Raw genomic sequence first — 15934 nt, forward strand, 5'->3', positions numbered from 1 at the left:
CCTAAAAATTTGTCAATGAGGTGAATCTATGCCGAGAAACGGTTCAAACGTGTACAGCCGGCCAGCAGGCACGACGGCTATTTCCGGCGCGACGATCGAAAGCGCAAAATTCAACGAGCTCATGGCGGATATTGCCAACGACCTGAACGTCGCCCGCCCGGTTGTCGCTGGGGGCACAGGGGCCGGCACGCCATCGGCAGCGCGCGCCAACCTCGGCATTGCGATCGGCACCGACGTTCAAGGCTATGACGCGGGGCTTGCAAGCATCGCGGGGCTGACTGTCGCAGCAGATCAGGGCATCTACGCCACGGGCCCCGACACATATGCAACGTTTGCGCTTGGTTCACTGTCGCGCACGTTCCTCGCCAACACCACCACGGCGGGATATCGCTCTACGCTGGGGCTCGATCGGCTTGACGAAGACGATATGGCATCAAACCGGAATGACGCTGTGGCAACGCAGCAGTCAATCAAGGCGTATGTCGACAGCAAGGCGCAGATGCTGCACGTCCGAGACGAGAAAAGCAGCGGCACCAACGGCGGGACCGCCACGGCTGGGCTGTTTCAGCGACGCGACCTGAACTCGGTTGAAACAAATACCATCTCGGGCGCGTCCCTCTCCAACGATCAATTCACGCTACCCGCCGGCACCTATGACATTCAGGCCAGCGCGCCGGGGTTTGAGGTCGGGGGGCACCAAGCGCGCCTCTACAATGTGACTGATGCGTCCTACACGATTATTGGCGGCAACGAGGTGAACGGGGCCGACCGGATCGGCAGTTCTCGCGCCTTGGTCGCGGGGCGGTTCACCATCGCCTCCACGAAGGTTTTTGAACTCCGTCACCGCGTCTCTGCGACGCAATCGAACAACGGCTACGGCGTGTCTCTGGGCTTCGGAACGGAAGTCTACGCGGACGTGATTATCCGCAAAATCGCCTAATCCCCCACAATAGAAAGACTGCCAATGCTGTACCGCATTCAATCCACTGCCCTCGGGCAGTCTGGGAACACGTTGCTGATCCTGCCAAACGCCACAATCACCGTGCGCGATGCCAACGGGGATCTGGCGCGCCTCTACGCTGACCCAGACGAAATCACGGAAATCCCAAACCCGACGCTTTCGGATGCCGCCGGCGGCTATGACTTCTATGTTGAGTATGGCGATTACTACGATATCACGGTCGCGCTGAACGGGCAGTCTGTTGATGACCGCGTTTACCCGATCGATATGGGGCTCGGGGCCCGCGTCGACGCAGCGGCGGCAACAGCGACGGAACAAGCGGGCATTGCAACGACGAAGGCGGGGGAATCCAACGCCAGCGCCGTCACTTCGCAAGCATGGGCGGAATCCGCCACAGCCCCCGGCGATCCCGGCACCAAGAGCGCCAAGACGTGGGCGGGCGAGGCGGCAGGCGACGCAACAGCAGCGGCGGGAAGCGCGGCCAAGGCTGAGCTATTCGACGGGCCGAAGTTCAACACCATCGCGCTCATGGCGCTGTATGAGGACGCAAAGGCGGGCGACGTTGCCACGGTTCTCAGCGCATTTAACGGCGGCGTTGAGCATTTCGACTGGATCGAGGGGGGTAGCCTAACCGCAGACGGGGCGCTTGTCGTGGATGGCGTCGGCGGGCAGTGGGTGAGCAAGCGGACGGTGTATGCGGATTGGGCGGAGTTTGACAACGACGCTCGTATTCATCCCGCCGGCACCTATCTAATCGTACGCGGATACGGGCATTACATCACGACCGAAGCGGGCGAGACATTCGAGACGACCGTCGGAAACAAGGTAATTGTTCAGAAAGAAGGCGACGGGGCGTATCACACTCGCGCTTTTGGACCCCCATCTGGGACAGATGACACGGCCAAAATTCAAGCGTTGCTGGCGCTTTCATCTGGTGGGAAAATAGTTTTTGATTACTTCGTTGGCAGCTATTTCGTGGGGCTTCTGCTTCCGGGCGCAAACACGCATATTGTTCTGATGCCTGGGGTAACGCTAGAGGGCATTAGCGGCGGTTCCCGTGTATTCCAGATTCAAAAGGAAAACATTGTTCTTGAGGGATATGGCGCTACGCTTAAACGCAACCCCATGCAAACGTCTCACGTAGTTTATATCAACGCCAGCACGTCAAACTGGGCGCGGCATATCCGGATTCGCGGTCTCAAGATTGTCGGGAATGGTGCGTCAGGAACGGGCGGAACGGGCGAAAACGATTGTATCTATGTAGGCGGTAGCCCCCAAGGGGTCGGCGGGAACCCCGCGCTGGATGCGATCCCAGAAGATGTAATCATTGAGGATTGTGAGTGCATTTCCCCCCGTAGAAACGTTATCTCAATCGTTGCTGGTGATAATGTGACTGTCCGGAACAATGATCTAGACGGTACTGGCGCTGTAGTTCTCCAATGTGGTGTAGATATTGAAGCGAATACCTACATGACTGATGGGTCAAGTGCCGTTAAACGCATCAAGGTCCACGATAACAGGTTGCGGAACTGCGCGGGTATCAACCTCGCTGTAGTATTTGGGGATGATGTCGAGTTTTTTGGTAATGACATGGAGATTACAGACCCGACAGCTTCGGGCATCGGTGGCGGTGCGGGTGGGGCGCAGTTTAACGATAACGTATATCGTGAAGGTGACCGACTGGGTGCTACGGCTTTTGATCAAGCAACAGGGGTAATCACCGTTCGGGTAAGTGGTGACACAACTTTACATGAGTTAGGCATTCACGAAGGTATGTGGGTGCAAGGTTCTGTTAAGTTGAGCAGCGGAGCTACATTCCCTGTAGGGATGGACTCACCATATCGTTACGTTATTTCGTGGATCAGTGACGACGGATTGCAAATGAGGGTATCCACAGGAGAGGGGTACGGGGAGATAACTTCTTTTTCCGGCGCTGAAACAGGGACACTAGACAATGATCCTACTGTCTCTGACTTGAGTTTCCTTGTTTTCCGTGAAGGTCAGTGTAGCAATATCAAGGCCCGAGACAATAAAATAAACTACGTGGGTGTTTCAGGCGCTTTTGACGCTTTCAATATATCAACGTGTTATAATTGGGAGCTTTCAAATAACTCTGTGGAAATGGGTCTTTCTACAGGACAGCAGATCAGAGCGACATTCGGGTATGGCTTAACTATAAATGGTGGATATGGTCGAGGAGGGATACGTGGACTGAGCGCCGGGGCGTTTAGTGCTGTATCAGCTACAAACCATACTGTAAAAGAGACTACTTTGGACGCCTACAGCCTGACCGGACCCTTTGTTCTTTCTGGGTGCAAGGCAATCGCCTGCTTGGGAGATATTATTGATTCTTCAAACGCCACGGGGGCGCTTGTCAGGAAGTTCAAAGCGGTAAAAGGTACATCTTCATCTAGCTTTGGCATTAAGATCGCAGCGGGCGACCGACCAAGGATTGAATACTCTGATTTCTCCGGCGCAGGTTCAAGTGCAGTTACTTCAGTCAGCTTGGGGCCGAGCGTCACAAATGCCAGCGTTGTCCAATCCAAGGTTTTTGGAGGGGTTATATTCGCGGCAGGGTCGAAGCTGTATAATCCCGCTTCGCTTGCCGATGGCGAGGGTGTCAGCACAACTGTCAGCGCACCGGGCGCAAGTTTCGGGATGCCTGTTGATGTGACATTCCCTGTAAACCTTCAGGGTGTACAAGTGACTGCTTGGGTGCAAGGTAGCAACGTGATCGGTGTCCGGTTCCAGAACGAAACAGGTGCAGCCGTCGATCTTGCGGAAGCAACGCTGAGTGTAGCGTGCCGATAATCTCAACATGAAAAGTATGCAGAGCAGCAATAGATGAACGGCTTTGACCTACCCAGCTTCCTAGAAGCCTATGGCCTGCCCGGTCTGATTATCGTCGGGCTGGCTATAGTCGTGGATCATTAACCCCGAAAGGAACCCGACATGACCCATTCCAGCGCCTCGGCGTTGCCAATATCCGTGCGCGTTGCTCTTGAGGTGGCGCGTGCGGACCATTCTGCATGGAGAAATCATGGATAATTCCAGCAAAGCGATCCCCAAAATACTAGAACACGAGGGGGGCTTCGTAAATCATCCCTCAGATCCAGGTGGCGCGACTAACAAGGGCATCACGCTTGCCACGTTTCGCCGCTACATCAAGCCAAACGGAACCGTTGCGGATCTGAAAGCGCTGACGACGGCGCAGGCGGTGGCGGTCTACAAGCGGCAATACTGGGACGCGGTGAGCGCTGACCTTCTGCCGTCTGGCGTTGATTATGCCGTTGCAGACTTCGCGGTCAACAGCGGGCCGTCGCGGGCTGCGAAGTATCTGCAAGCGGTGGTCGGCGTGACACAGGACGGGCAGATTGGCCCCGCAACTATCGCAGCCGCAAAAGCAATGCCCCCGCGTGCAGTGATCGAACGCCTCTGCGACGACCGGCTGGCGTTCATGAAACGGATTCAGGGTGGCAAGCTGTGGCAGACCTTTGGCCGTGGGTGGCAGCGCCGCGTTGACGACGTTCGCGCCGTATCGCTGTCATGGGCTGCACAAGCGCCTGTGGACCACGTAGCGCCATCAACCCCCGCAACACCCCCGCAACGCAGCATATGGGCCGCTCTGGCGTCCCTGCTGGCGGGCTTCTTTGGAAAGGACGAAGCATGAAACTTGTCTCAGACGCCCGCAACTGGTGGAAGTGGAATAGCACCCACGTTGCGGCCTTACTCGCCGTTGCCCCGCTGGCATGGGCGCAAATGCCCGCTGACTTGAAATCACAGGTTCCCGATTGGGCTATGCCGTATATCGCTGGCTTTATGTTCCTCGCGTTTGTCATAGCGCGGCTTCGGGATCAGAAATAATGTGGTTCCTCAAATGGCTCACGGGCGGGGTGCTAGATCGCGCCATGCAGACCGTTGATAAGTACGTGGACGCGCAGACCGACCGCGAAGCTATCAAAGCAGACATAATCAAGACGCATATGCAGACGCGGGCCGATTGGCTGCGGGCGGGCGGGTTCTGGACGCTGCTATTGTTCGCCGTGCCTACCGCCCTGCATTATATGGCAGTCGTCCTCTATAGCCTCCTGTGGTGCGCCCGATGCGCGTTCCCTGTGGGTTGGACAATCGCAGCCCTGCCGGGGGCTATGGCAGATTGGCAGGGGTATATCATCCTTGCCAGCATCGGCGGGTTATCCCTGCTCGGAATGCGGAGATAACATGGAAATGCAAGATCGTATCGAAGGCCTAGAGCGCCGGGTGACTAAGATTGAAATGAGCGCGGCAGTTGCGGGCGTTCACAACACCAACGTAGAGAAACGGCTCTCTGCGATTGAAGACACGCTGAAATGGTTGGTGCGATTGGTATTTGGCGCATTGGTTTTGGCGATTATCGGCTTCATCATCAGCGGCGGTCTATCCGGCGTATAGCTAAGGAATCCCCCCCCCCATGAAAACCCTGATTGCAGCGGCTTTGGCCGTCCTTTTGGCGTGGCCTAGCCTTGCCGCCCCGTGGTCCCGCCTGACGTTCGAGGACCATATCGCGCAAACCAACGTGCTGTTGAATGACGGGTGCAGTGGCACGGTTATCGACGCAGAGGCGGGGCTGATCCTGTCGGCTTATCACTGTTTCAAAGCAGACCGCGAACACCAGAAAATATCTATCACGGTATATCACGGGCCTGATGTGATGCACCAAATTATATCAACGGCGCAAGTCGTCGCGGCTGATGCGGCCAATGACCTGCTCTTACTCAAGTCAGATTTGCGGTTTCCGTTCGACATGGAGGCCACACTATCCGATGGCGACGTACTCATTGGCGACGAGGTTTATCTTGTCGGGAACCCGCTCGGCACGTTCGACAATACGGTAAGCAAGGGCGTTCTAGGCAGCAAGCACGAACGCGGGCGCAATGATGCGCATGTATGGGTGGTCGATGCCCGCGCAATGGGCGGCAATAGCGGCGGCGCGGCTTACTCAGGCGGCAAGCTGATCGGCGTTCTAGTGGCCGGGATGCAGCGCAATCAAACGCCGCTCGGCATTAACTTTATCGTGCCGTTGCCAACTGTCCTGGCGTTCCTTGAAGGCTACCACGCACAGCGCGGAGTACATACCTAATGCCCACGCCTCCACTAAGCGACGAACTCGCAAGGGAGGCGCTGCAAGCCCTCTCTGAGCATAGCACGCAGGCAGCGGCGGCGGATGCGTTGGGTCTGAACCGCGACACGTTTCGGTCACGGTTGAAGACGGCGCAGACACGCGGCTTGCACCTCTCCGAAGGGATACGCGGGGCAATGCAAAACGCCCGCATCACGCAAGGCGAGGCGCAAGGCGGCTGGATCGTGAACGTGGACCCTGAAACGGGTTCCCGTGTCTCTACGCGCTGGAAGATGCCCGACACGTCTGTCCCTGACATGATCGAGGGGCTGCAAAGCGCGTTCTCCGATATCACGCCCGCCGCGCCCCGCGTGCCACCAGCTAACGTGATGGCCGACCTCTGCACGCTTTACCCGCTGATGGACGTGCATTTCGGGATGCTGGCATGGGGCCGTGAGACAGGGGCCGAGAATTACGACATGAGCACGGCGGCAGGAGATATGTCCTACGCCTTCGACAAGCTGGACGCCCTGACCCCCGCAAGCCAAAAGGCGGTTTTGCTGATCGGTGGCGATTTTTTTCATGCGGATGACAACCGCGCCGAAACACCGCAGAGCAAGCACAAGCTGGACGTGGACGGGCGGCAGTGGAAGGTTCTCAACGATGGGGTTGCCCTGATCGCCAAGGTGGTGGACCGGCTTAGCGAAAAGCACAGCGAGGTATTGGTGCGCGTAATTCGTGGCAACCACGACGAGCACGCGCACCTGATCCTGACCTTTGCCCTTGCGGAGCGATATCGGGAATGCCCGCGCGTCAGCGTAGAAAAGGAACCCCGCGACCTGTTCATGATGCAGTGGGGGAAATGCTTGATTGCAGGCCACCACGGCGACAAGGCAAAGCCCGACCGGCTGGCGATGTATCTGAGCGACGTTTGCGAGTTCTGGTCAGCGACGCGGCACCGGCATATTTTCACCGGCCACATTCACCACGATTCAACGAAAGACCTTGGCCCCGTTCGGTGGGAAAGTCTGCGGGCGTTCTGCCCCCCTGACAGCTACGCCGCGTCTATGGGGTATGGCGGACGCCGCGCCATCCAGTCGATCACGTTCCACAAGCAGGACGGGATTGTGTTGCGGGCGATTGACCCGATTGAGCGGCCACACACCGCATAAGGAGCGCCCCCATGCGTGACCGGATCGTTGCCAGCATAGACGGGCTGTCGTGGCGCACCTGCTACCTTGTGACCGGCCTGCGTATATCGTGGTGCGGCTTGGCGCATTGGGCGGGCAGGCGGCGCGTGGTGTGGGTGCTAGATGCTATCCTGCATCGGCGGGAACCAGATCATTGCAGGCGGTCGTTTGATCGCTGGTATTAGTCGCGCCCCATCACCAAGCCTCGCTGGATACATAATCCGCTTCTTCCTGCGGCGTCATTTTTCGGTATTCCCAGGCGGTTCCCACCTTGCGCCGCATCAACGGTCCCCAGCACCGTGACCCATCCGTAAGGGTAACCGTTCTCAGGCTTACAAATTGATGCCACACAGGCTTTCCCCTATGGTTGTTTCGGTTTGTTAGGCTCCCTTATAGGTTAGGCTTAATTTTGCAATTTACAACAGGCAAAGCCGCGCTCTCTTGATTGGGGGCGCGGCTTTCGTCGTTCATGGGGCGCTCTGTTATGATTGCCTCTATCGTGCGCAGTTGGAAAGCGGCCTTGGCCCTTGCCAGATCGCGCAGAACGGCGGCGGTGTCCATCACTCTCCCCCTTGTGACAGGGCGCGTAGGCCAGCGGCGAATATTTCCTTGATCGTGGTCCATTCAATGGTCACGTCTCGCCACACTTCCTCCCCGTCTTCGTCCTGCATCGCTATAGACTGCTTGAACTCGCCAATCATAGAGTATTTCAGGATATCAAACGTCGGGTTTGGCGTGTTATCCCGAAGCACCTTCGCCGCCTCTGCTACCGTCATAGGGCGGGCGATAGCGTCTGCGCCAATGGAATACGGTGTGTCAGTTTCGTCTGGATGGTCGCCTTGTTCAAAGCAAGATTGCCTGTGCTGCCCCATAAGGAATGTGTGGGCTTTGCGTTGCGCGTCTGTCATGTCGTCTCCTTTGCTGCGGCTAGGGCGGCGTATTCCTCGCCCGCCACGTCATACCCCAATCCATCCAGAACCCCTTCCATTTCTGCTATGTAGCCTTGCACTGCGCCCACAGGGCTTTTGCACATCTTGAACGGATCGGGGGCGCTTGATCGCAGCACCCTATCTTGACACTCCAACGCCTCCACCAGCGCCTTTATCTTGGCGTCTTGGGCGTCGATGTGGGCGGCGGCTGCGGGTCCGTCTGGGTTGACAGGGATATGGAAAACATCCCCCTCTAGATCCGTATCCTTTTCTGTTCGGCGCAACCTATCCTGTATCGTATCCGTCATTTTCTCTGCCTCCTTGGCGTGGTGGGGGTTAGGCGGCTAGTCGTTTGTGTAGCCAGCGGCGATAACTAGGGCTTTGACCGCATCGCGCAAAACCACACCGTTTGTGGGCACCCCGTATTCGTCGATCAAATATCGCAACTCTGAAAGCCTGTCAGACGCGTTGCCACCGTGCCAAGAGTTGCAGTTACATGCTGGTATTGAGCAAAACCGATAACCTTCACGCATCATGAAGTCGCGGCGGGCTTTTAACTCGTCAGCATCGGTGTGAAACTCCGAAAAGTCTGGGGGCTGCGTTTTCATCGTTCTCTCTCCTTTATCCGTTGAGCCTAGACATGCTCAGGTGTTGCGCCGGTATGGCGGGGGCGATAATGCGTCCCTTTATGCTGTGTCTGGGCGCGATGCTTGATTGGCTTCATATGCCGCATCAAGGCCAACGTGGGTTTTTACTTCATCGGCACCAACAAAATCCATCTTGTATCCGTCTGGGTAGTGCTTCTGGAAAGCCTCATGGCGATCAGGGCGACTTCCCTCAAGAATGCCTAGATCGTGACGCATGTAGCTTTCTGCGCTGCACCCATGCCCTCCAAGATGTGTGCCATCCTCCGCCAGCAGGACCGCACTTAGCATCCCGTGACTACCGCCATTGTTGAACCCGTATATTGTCGGCAGTTCGTCCAGTGGCTTGTTGTGTGGATTGAACACCGCATATCCCTTGCCGGCCCATGCGTGGTTGTGTTGCGCCTCATATAGAGCGGCGGCTGATGGTGTGGTCATTGGTTCGGTCCTTTCGCTGGCTGCATTGTGTGTAAATATTGATACACAATTAGCCGTTGACCGTCAACCCCGTTTCGTATAAAAATTAACACATGAAGAGAACCGAATACAGAGCCGCCCGCGTGCTGGCCGGCATAACCGACGAGCAGCTTGCAGAAGCGGCGGGGCTGACTGCGACCACCCTACGCGCCTTCATGGCAGGGCAGCGCGGCACCGATGAAACAAAGTCCAAGGTTGACGCGGCGCTGCTGGTCTATGGGGTCAAGGTTGATATCAAGAAAACCGTCCAGACCATCACGCGCAAGACGCCACCCCCTTCTAAGCAATAAGGAGAACACCCCGTGAGATACGAGCCGAGCCTTCTACGCAAAGTCAACGAGACGCCCGCGCTTCTATCGCTGCTTTATGACGCGAACCTTTTGCCGGAGCAGATCAACAGTGAACGCGACTTCACCTGCTTGCAGGCCGTGGTGTTTGCTTACAGCGCTGGCGAACAGGCTGCGAAACCCGCCCGCCGCGAACCCTGACCATATCAAAGGAGAGAGACGTGGGACTTAAAGTCATCCGGTACAATGTCGCAGATGATCGCCGGACATGGTGGCAGCGTGTGGTTCTGGGATATCCGAGGGATGTGCAGCACGTCGGCCCAAATATAGGATATGCCTTGCAGGTCGCAAATGAGCAAAATCGCCAGCATTCCGAAAAGTGGCATGGTCGTATCGGCGCTATTCACTTCCCGCGAAAACCCAAACCCGTTTCCACTCCCCCCGCAACCCATTGATACCCATAGCCCCGCCCTGCCTCCGGTTTCTCAGTAAGTGCATGGCGGGCAACGAAAGCGCAGACCTCTAGGGAGTTCCACTACCCCCGCAGTTTGATCACGTCAGCGCTGGATTGCGTAACATGCGCGGCCCACTTATCCATGACAATCCGGCGGCGGTCTAGCAGATCCGAGCGGGCATAGGCGCGTTCGATCCTGCTTTTGAATTGGTGTCCTAGAACCGTCTCAGCAACATCCCACGGTTGCCCCGTGTCTTCGGCCCATGTCCTGAAACTGGAACGGAACCCGTGCGGTGTCCCCGCGGCACCAGCTACGCGCAAGCACTTCTCTGCCGCGGCATCGGTGATCGGGCCGTTACGTCCTGGAAACAGAAAGCCGCTACCAAAGCGCCGCGCCGATTCCACAATCTCAAGCGCCGCGGGCGTAAGCGGGACGCGGAAGTCCTCAACCTTACCTTCTGCGCCCTTGATGCGGTCAGCTGGCACGGTCCAGATGTCGCCATCGATCTCCGACAGATGCGCCCCGCGGGCCGCGTGTATCCTGACCAGCGTTAGAATGACCCATCGGTTGCACAGCCCCGCGGTTGTTTCCCCCAGCTGGGCGTAAAGGTCCGGCACGTCTTGCCACGGCACTGCCGCGGTAGGGGTGACAACGTGTTTCACATGCCCCAGCATTTCGCGGGCGGCTTCGACAATCTCAGGGTCCGCGGGGAATCCCATCTTCTTTGCCGATTTGAGAACGATTGCGGTGCGCTGTATGGCCTTGGTGGCCGTCGGGTACTTGGTGTGCCAGATTGGCTTGATCGCGTCCACAACGTCGCGCTGCGTTAGTTCAGAGGCACGCTTGCGCCCAAAGGCAGGGATTGCATAGAGGTCAAGCGGGCTGCGCCATCTGCCGCGCTGTCCATCGCCGCGGAGTGTCGCCCGCCGTGCGTCGAACACCAGATCCACCATTTCAGAGAATGTCGGGTCAAGCCGGTCACGCGCTGCAACCGCGGCTTCCTGCTGTTTGCGCCGCACATCGATAGGGTCACGCCCCGCGGATAACTCAGCTGCCCATGCGTCACGCGCCGCCCGCGCCGCGGCTAATGATACCGCGGGCCATGCGCCAAGGCCCATTTCTCGGCGCTTCCCTAAATGGGAATATCGATACACCCATTTCCCGCTGGTGTCCTTTTTGACAAGCCGCAGACCCCCGCCATCTTCTAGGTTCCCCGCGGCGGCGTTCTTTATCTTGATCTGTGTGAGTGCGTGTTTCATCTCGGTCCCCCAGCTGGCCCCCCAATTGAGCGCTTGCCGCGGGTGGCCGGACGTGGCCGGACGTGGACGGTGCAATCATACTGGGCTTGATGATTTGCACATAAAGGTGGCCGTGGGTCAACGCCTGTGGACGGTAGTTCTACTCACACCGCCCGCACCACTCATCCCTCCACTTAAATCCAGTCTCCGAAAAGCGTGACAGGCCGGTTATCATGGCATTGTCGTTGCTCGTGGCTGTGCATATGGTAGCGGATGCGAAACAAATGGGGGATATCGGGTGGACGACAAAACGAACATGCGCGCGATCATTCAGGATCATGAGGCCTATCTTGCCGGTGCGCATGATTTCCAGTCAGATATCGAAATGCTCGCGGCAAGTGAAACTGTGGGCACGTTGCTGGAAACGGTTATGCTGGCCACGGATATGCGCTTTGCTGCTGTGGCGCGGGTGACGACCGATCGCTGGGTCGCCTGTCGCACGGTGGACGAGGTGAACTTTGGCTTGTCCGAAGGCGACGAGATCGGGATCGACCAGACTTTCTGCCAATCGGTACGCGAGACCTCCGAGAAGGTGATGTTCAACGATGTCGCCACGGATGATGTCTATCGTAATCATCCGATTGCCGCGCAATTCGGCATCGTCAGTTATGCCTCCATCCCGATCTTCCGCAGCAACGGGTCGTTCTTTGGCACCCTCTGCGCGATTGATACCGAACCGCGCGACGTCAAACACCCCCGCGTTGTTGCCATGCTCGAGATGTTTGCCGATATCATCGGGCGCAGTCTGGAAACCGAAGAACGGCTTGAGGCGCAGGAGCGACTGGTAGAGCACGAACGCCAGATGGCCGCCGTGCAAGAGGAGTTCGTCGCCGTCTTGGGTCACGACCTGCGCAATTCGGTCGCCGCGCTGAACGCAGGTGTGCGCCAGCTCGACAAGGAGCCGCTGTCAGACAAGGCGCGGAAAATTCTGCCGCTGATGGGGACCTCTATCCACCGGATGAGCGAGCTTATCGACAATATCATGCTGCACGCAAAATCGCGGTTGGGCGGCGGTATCCGCATCTCGGCCACGCCGGACGCGGGGTTGGAAGACGCGTTGAACCACGTGGTCGAAGAGGTGCGCGCCGCAGCACCCGATCACAAGATCACCGTCGATCTGGACTTTGACCGCCCCGTGAGCTGCGATGCCGCGCGCGTGGCGCAGGCGGTGTCGAATCTGTTATCGAACGCCGTGCGCTATGCCGATGACGGCAGCGAGGTCACGGTGCGGGGGCGCGTCAGCGGGGCGGAGGCCGTGATTTCCGTTGCCAACCGCGGCGCGCCGATCCCCGAAAGCCTGAAGCAAAAGCTGTTCCAACCCTACCAACGTGGCGACCAGACCAAGGGCGAGGGGCTAGGGCTTGGCCTGCATATCGCATCTTCCATCGCGGTGGCGCATAGCGGTCAGATCGACGTGACCTGCGATGACGGTCTTACCACATTTGCGTTCCGTTTGCCGTTGCTGGCGGCCTGAACGCCGTTCAGGGTTCTCTGGTGGGACTAAATCAAAGGCCAGCGCGGTGCGCTGGCCTTTGATCGTTTTCGGTGTGGTCAGACGGCGGAGCCTTGGCAGATCAGCTGCGCACGCCTGCGAATTTCTCGGCCCATTCGTCGCGCTGGTCGTCGGTGATTTTCGCGAATAGCACCTCTGGGACCTCGAAGGCATGACCGGGGGACAGTTGGGCCAAGGCGGCTGGCACATCATCCGGCCATGCGGCGTTTTCAACCTTCATACTGTCAAGCATGCTGGCGGCGGCCGTCGGGATGAACGGCGCAGACAAGACCGCGTAAAGCGGGATCAGGTTCAGCGCCAAACGCACCTGCGCCGCGGCTTTGTCGGGATCTGTCTTGAAGGTCGTCCAAGGGGCCTGTGCTTGCAGGTATTCGTTCCCCGCAGCCCAGATCGCCCGCAGCTCGGCGGCGGATTTGCGGACTTCCATCGCCTCCATCGCGGTTTGATAGCGGGCTACCCGCTCGGTCAGATCCGCGATCAGCGCGTGTTCTTCAGGCCCGTATTCGCCCGCCGCTGGCACGTCTTCGCTGAATTTCGAGCGGCAGAATTTGGTGATGCGGCTGATAAAGTTGCCCAAGACATCCGCCAGATCCTTGTTCACGGAGGACTGGAAATTCTCCCACGTGAACTCCGCATCCGAGGTTTCGGGCGCATGGGACAGCAGCCACCAGCGCCAGTAGTCCGCGGGCAGGATTTCAAGCGCCTGATCCATGAACACCCCACGCCCGCGCGAGGTCGAGAACTGGCCGCCGTCATAGTTCAGATAGTTGAACGATTTGATGTAGTCGACCAACTTCCACGGCTCTTGCGAGCCCATGATCGTTGCAGGGAAGCTGAGCGTGTGGAACGGGACGTTGTCCTTGCCCATGAACTGGGTATAGCGCACATCGTCGGCGCCTTTGTCGGTGCGCCACCAGCTTTCCCAATCCGACCCTTTGCCCGCATCCACCCATTCCTGCGCGCAGGCGATGTATTCGATGGGGGCGTCGAACCAGACATAAAAGACCTTGCCCTCCATCCCCGGCCAATCGGCGTCGCCGCGTTTGACAGGCACACCCCAGTCCAGATCGCGCGTGATACCACGGTCCTGCAGCCCGTCACCGTCATGCAGCCATTTCTTTGCAATAGAGGTGGTCAGCACTGGCCAATCGGCCTTGCTGTTGATCCATTCGTCCAGCTTGTCCTTCATCTGCGATTGACGCAGGAACAGATGCTTGGTCGCGCGCATCTCGAGGTCGGTAGCACCGGAAACGGTTGATCGCGGGTTGATCAGGTCTTCGGGGTCTAGCTGTTTGGTGCAGTTGTCACATTGGTCGCCGCGGGCATCCTCGAACCCGCAGTTAGGGCAGGTGCCTTCGACATAGCGGTCGGGCAGGAACCGCCCGTCAGTCTCGGAATAGATCTGGCGCTGTTCGACTTCCTCGATCAGGCCCTGATCATAAAGCGCTGCGGCAAAATGTTGGGTCAGCGCCTTGTTCTGCGCACTGGAGGACCGGCCAAAGTGATCGAAGGACAGGCCGAACCCCTCTGCGATCCGCGCCTGAACCTCGTGCATCTCGGCGCAGTATTCCGCCACCGGTTTACCTGCTTTGGCAGCAGCCAGTTCAGCGGGCGTACCATGTTCATCCGTCGCGCAGAGAAACAACACCTCCTGGCCGCGCCCGCGCTGATAGCGGGCGTATAGATCGGCGGGCAGCTGGCTGCCCACAAGGTTGCCCAGATGTTTGATCCCGTTGATGTACGGAATGGCGGAGGTGATAAGGTGGCGCGTCATGACTTGGACCCCGAAACTGCTTTTGCACGTCTCTAGCGCAGCGGCGGGGCAAGGGCTAGGGGGCGTCGCGTTCGCGGCTGCGGCGCATCAGGCGGCCAATGGTAAAGGATGTGCGGGGCGCATAGACATAGGGGGTGCGTTTTGTCGCCGTAGGACGGGCGCGCATCCGCGTCAGCCCGAAGAGCACCAGCACCCCGTGCCCGACCGAGATCATGGTAAACAGCGCCGCGGGGCCAAAGCCTTCGATCAGCACCGAGGCGATGTAGGGCGCAAAGATCGCACCGACCGCGAACCAGAACATCAGCGCCGCCGAAAGCTCTACCCGTTCCGAGCTGCTGGCAAAGTCATGGGCGTGGGACGCCGCGACGGAATAGATCGGAAAGGTCGTGAGGCCAAAGAAGGTCGCGGCAAGGAAGATCGCCTGCGTGCCCATGCCTGCCGACATCACGGTGACCGCACAGCTAAGCATTGATGCAGCCGACAGCCAGATCAGCACCCAGCGGCGGTCGAATTTATCGGCCAGCCAGCCCACGGGGAACTGCGCCAAAGCGCCTCCCAGCACGAAAGCCGACAGGAACCACGCGATCTGACCGGCGGTCAGCCCGACCTCTTGCCCATAGATCGGCCCGACCATCCGGAAGGACGCGCTGGACAGGGCCGCGACAACCACGGCGGCGACGGCCAGCGGGGATCGATCAATCGCGAGCTTGGGGCGCAGCCGCCCTTTTTCGGGGGTTTCGGGTTGGGGCAGGCGGGTCAGCACCAGCGGGATCAGCGCGGCACAGCACAGGATCGCCAACAGGTTGTAGGACACGTAGGACGCAGGCGCGAGCACGCCGATGATCATCTGCGCTGCCAATGACCCGCTGGTATCAACCACACGGTAGGCCCCCATGGTGCGGCCCCGCGTCTCGTTCGTGACCTTGGCCTGCAACCATGCTTCGACCACCGTATAGCATCCGGCGACGCAGAACCCGGACGCGACCCGCATGAGCGCCCAGGCATAGGGGTCCAGCACCATCATATGCGACAGCAGCCCGATCGCGCCCGCAGCGGTAAAGGCGGCGAAGGCGCGGCTGTGCCCGACGGTGCCCAAAAGGCGCGGCGCGCCCCAGCAGCCCAGAAAAAAGCCGACGAAATGCGCCGAACCCAAAAGGCCGATCTGCTGGTTGGTGAACCCCAGTTGCGTGCCCGACAACACGTCCAACGGCCCCACACCGCCTGACGACAGTTGCAGCAGAATGACGGAAAGAAACAGGGCGGCGAAGGAAATGAGAAGGCGCATATCGTGGTACTCTGTGCCCATTC

The 15934-nt window shown here is 58.7% G+C and carries 19 protein-coding genes; 11 read left to right on the forward strand and 8 right to left on the reverse strand.

The genetic code is table 11. The features are described from left to right. The first annotated feature begins 28 nt into the window (after positions 1-28). From IV89_RS06195 to IV89_RS06230, 8 genes are all read left to right on the forward strand, one after another. Positions 29-940 carry a hypothetical protein gene (locus tag IV89_RS06195; protein ID WP_037944641.1) on the forward strand — a complete coding sequence of 304 codons (912 nt, stop codon included), beginning with the start codon at positions 29-31 and terminating at the stop codon, positions 938-940. Positions 941-964: 24 nt separating this feature from the next. Then, the gene (locus IV89_RS06200) at positions 965-3772 is read left to right on the forward strand and encodes a hypothetical protein (RefSeq protein ID WP_235183799.1); all 2808 of its coding nucleotides are present in this window, start codon (positions 965-967) and stop codon (positions 3770-3772) included. 229 nt (positions 3773-4001) lie between these two features. Then, positions 4002-4631, forward strand: coding sequence for a glycoside hydrolase family 108 protein (locus IV89_RS06205; protein WP_016073702.1), 630 nt, complete (start codon positions 4002-4004; stop codon positions 4629-4631). After that, entirely contained in the window at positions 4628-4825 is a 198-nt protein-coding gene (locus IV89_RS06210; RefSeq protein ID WP_016073703.1) for a hypothetical protein, read from the forward strand. The genes IV89_RS06205 and IV89_RS06210 overlap by 4 nt, the downstream gene beginning before the upstream one ends. Next, a complete protein-coding gene (locus tag IV89_RS06215; protein ID WP_016073704.1) occupies positions 4825-5181 on the forward strand; it encodes a hypothetical protein in 357 nt (118 codons plus the stop codon). Before IV89_RS06210 ends, IV89_RS06215 begins: the two co-directional genes overlap by 1 nt. A gap of 1 nt (position 5182) precedes the next feature. After that, complete coding sequence (locus IV89_RS06220; RefSeq protein WP_016073705.1) at positions 5183-5392, forward strand: hemolysin XhlA family protein; 210 nt, start codon at positions 5183-5185, stop codon at positions 5390-5392. Between the two features lie 19 nt (positions 5393-5411). Then, positions 5412-6080 carry a S1C family serine protease gene (locus tag IV89_RS06225; RefSeq protein ID WP_016073706.1) on the forward strand — a complete coding sequence of 223 codons (669 nt, stop codon included), beginning with the start codon at positions 5412-5414 and terminating at the stop codon, positions 6078-6080. Then, complete coding sequence (locus IV89_RS06230; RefSeq protein ID WP_016073809.1) at positions 6080-7231, forward strand: hypothetical protein; 1152 nt, start codon at positions 6080-6082, stop codon at positions 7229-7231. The genes IV89_RS06225 and IV89_RS06230 overlap by 1 nt, the downstream gene beginning before the upstream one ends. Positions 7232-7639: 408 nt before the next feature. On the opposite strand, the gene IV89_RS06235 is transcribed toward IV89_RS06230, so the two are convergent. From IV89_RS06235 to IV89_RS06255, 5 genes are all read right to left on the reverse strand, one after another. Next, complete coding sequence (locus IV89_RS06235) at positions 7640-7810, reverse strand: hypothetical protein (protein WP_016073707.1); 171 nt, start codon at positions 7808-7810, stop codon at positions 7640-7642. After that, a complete protein-coding gene (locus IV89_RS06240) occupies positions 7810-8157 on the reverse strand; it encodes a hypothetical protein (protein ID WP_016073708.1) in 348 nt (115 codons plus the stop codon). Before IV89_RS06240 ends, IV89_RS06235 begins: the two co-directional genes overlap by 1 nt. Then, positions 8154-8486, reverse strand: coding sequence for a hypothetical protein (locus tag IV89_RS06245; RefSeq protein ID WP_016073709.1), 333 nt, complete (start codon positions 8484-8486; stop codon positions 8154-8156). The genes IV89_RS06240 and IV89_RS06245 overlap by 4 nt, the downstream gene beginning before the upstream one ends. A 36-nt stretch (positions 8487-8522) precedes the next feature. Further along, on the reverse strand, positions 8523-8786 hold the full coding sequence (locus IV89_RS06250; protein ID WP_016073710.1) for a hypothetical protein: 264 nt from the start codon (positions 8784-8786) through the stop codon (positions 8523-8525). Between the two features lie 78 nt (positions 8787-8864). Next, complete coding sequence (locus IV89_RS06255) at positions 8865-9260, reverse strand: hypothetical protein (RefSeq protein ID WP_016073711.1); 396 nt, start codon at positions 9258-9260, stop codon at positions 8865-8867. Between the two features lie 92 nt (positions 9261-9352). Here IV89_RS06255 and IV89_RS06260 point away from each other — a divergent pair, with 92 nt between their 5' ends. Further along, positions 9353-9589 (forward strand): helix-turn-helix transcriptional regulator, encoded by a 237-nt coding sequence (locus IV89_RS06260; protein WP_016073807.1) that lies wholly within the window; start codon positions 9353-9355, stop codon positions 9587-9589. 12 nt (positions 9590-9601) lie between these two features. Next, the gene (locus tag IV89_RS06265) at positions 9602-9787 is read left to right on the forward strand and encodes a hypothetical protein (RefSeq protein ID WP_016073713.1); all 186 of its coding nucleotides are present in this window, start codon (positions 9602-9604) and stop codon (positions 9785-9787) included. A gap of 334 nt (positions 9788-10121) precedes the next feature. On the opposite strand, the gene IV89_RS06270 is transcribed toward IV89_RS06265, so the two are convergent. Next, positions 10122-11300: a site-specific integrase gene (locus IV89_RS06270; RefSeq protein WP_016073715.1), complete on the reverse strand. Its 1179-nt coding sequence runs from the start codon at positions 11298-11300 to the stop codon at positions 10122-10124. A gap of 277 nt (positions 11301-11577) precedes the next feature. Here IV89_RS06270 and IV89_RS06275 point away from each other — a divergent pair, with 277 nt between their 5' ends. Then, positions 11578-12813, forward strand: a complete 1236-nt coding sequence (locus IV89_RS06275; protein ID WP_037944637.1) for a GAF domain-containing sensor histidine kinase — start codon at positions 11578-11580, stop codon at positions 12811-12813. Positions 12814-12913: 100 nt separating this feature from the next. Here the strand turns inward: IV89_RS06275 and metG are convergent, their stop codons facing one another. Together metG and IV89_RS06285 are read right to left on the reverse strand one after the other, a co-directional pair. Beyond that, on the reverse strand, positions 12914-14626 hold the full coding sequence (metG, locus tag IV89_RS06280; protein ID WP_037944636.1) for a methionine--tRNA ligase: 1713 nt from the start codon (positions 14624-14626) through the stop codon (positions 12914-12916). A 55-nt stretch (positions 14627-14681) separates the two neighbouring features. After that, positions 14682-15911, reverse strand: a complete 1230-nt coding sequence (locus IV89_RS06285) for an MFS transporter (protein WP_005849273.1) — start codon at positions 15909-15911, stop codon at positions 14682-14684. Between the last annotated feature and the right edge of the window lie 23 nt (positions 15912-15934).

It is taken from the genome of Sulfitobacter sp. CB2047 (assembly GCF_000735125.2).
GTDB lineage: Bacteria > Pseudomonadota > Alphaproteobacteria > Rhodobacterales > Rhodobacteraceae > Sulfitobacter > Sulfitobacter pontiacus.

What these genes read in the sequence shown, in the direction of transcription:
- IV89_RS06195 (WP_037944641.1), top strand. Translation starts at nt 29, where the DNA reads ATGCCGAGAAACGGTTCAAACGTGTACAGCCGGCCAGCAGGCACGACG.
- IV89_RS06200 (WP_235183799.1), top strand. Translation starts at nt 965, where the DNA reads ATGCTGTACCGCATTCAATCCACTGCCCTCGGGCAGTCTGGGAACACG.
- IV89_RS06205 (WP_016073702.1), top strand. Translation starts at nt 4,002, where the DNA reads ATGGATAATTCCAGCAAAGCGATCCCCAAAATACTAGAACACGAGGGG.
- IV89_RS06210 (WP_016073703.1), top strand. Translation starts at nt 4,628, where the DNA reads ATGAAACTTGTCTCAGACGCCCGCAACTGGTGGAAGTGGAATAGCACC.
- IV89_RS06215 (WP_016073704.1), top strand. Translation starts at nt 4,825, where the DNA reads ATGTGGTTCCTCAAATGGCTCACGGGCGGGGTGCTAGATCGCGCCATG.
- IV89_RS06220 (WP_016073705.1), top strand. Translation starts at nt 5,183, where the DNA reads ATGGAAATGCAAGATCGTATCGAAGGCCTAGAGCGCCGGGTGACTAAG.
- IV89_RS06225 (WP_016073706.1), top strand. Translation starts at nt 5,412, where the DNA reads ATGAAAACCCTGATTGCAGCGGCTTTGGCCGTCCTTTTGGCGTGGCCT.
- IV89_RS06230 (WP_016073809.1), top strand. Translation starts at nt 6,080, where the DNA reads ATGCCCACGCCTCCACTAAGCGACGAACTCGCAAGGGAGGCGCTGCAA.
- IV89_RS06235 (WP_016073707.1), bottom strand. Translation starts at nt 7,810, where the DNA reads ATGGACACCGCCGCCGTTCTGCGCGATCTGGCAAGGGCCAAGGCCGCT.
- IV89_RS06240 (WP_016073708.1), bottom strand. Translation starts at nt 8,157, where the DNA reads ATGACAGACGCGCAACGCAAAGCCCACACATTCCTTATGGGGCAGCAC.
- IV89_RS06245 (WP_016073709.1), bottom strand. Translation starts at nt 8,486, where the DNA reads ATGACGGATACGATACAGGATAGGTTGCGCCGAACAGAAAAGGATACG.
- IV89_RS06250 (WP_016073710.1), bottom strand. Translation starts at nt 8,786, where the DNA reads ATGAAAACGCAGCCCCCAGACTTTTCGGAGTTTCACACCGATGCTGAC.
- IV89_RS06255 (WP_016073711.1), bottom strand. Translation starts at nt 9,260, where the DNA reads ATGACCACACCATCAGCCGCCGCTCTATATGAGGCGCAACACAACCAC.
- IV89_RS06260 (WP_016073807.1), top strand. Translation starts at nt 9,353, where the DNA reads ATGAAGAGAACCGAATACAGAGCCGCCCGCGTGCTGGCCGGCATAACC.
- IV89_RS06270 (WP_016073715.1), bottom strand. Translation starts at nt 11,300, where the DNA reads ATGAAACACGCACTCACACAGATCAAGATAAAGAACGCCGCCGCGGGG.
- metG (WP_037944636.1), bottom strand. Translation starts at nt 14,626, where the DNA reads ATGACGCGCCACCTTATCACCTCCGCCATTCCGTACATCAACGGGATC.
- IV89_RS06285 (WP_005849273.1), bottom strand. Translation starts at nt 15,911, where the DNA reads ATGCGCCTTCTCATTTCCTTCGCCGCCCTGTTTCTTTCCGTCATTCTG.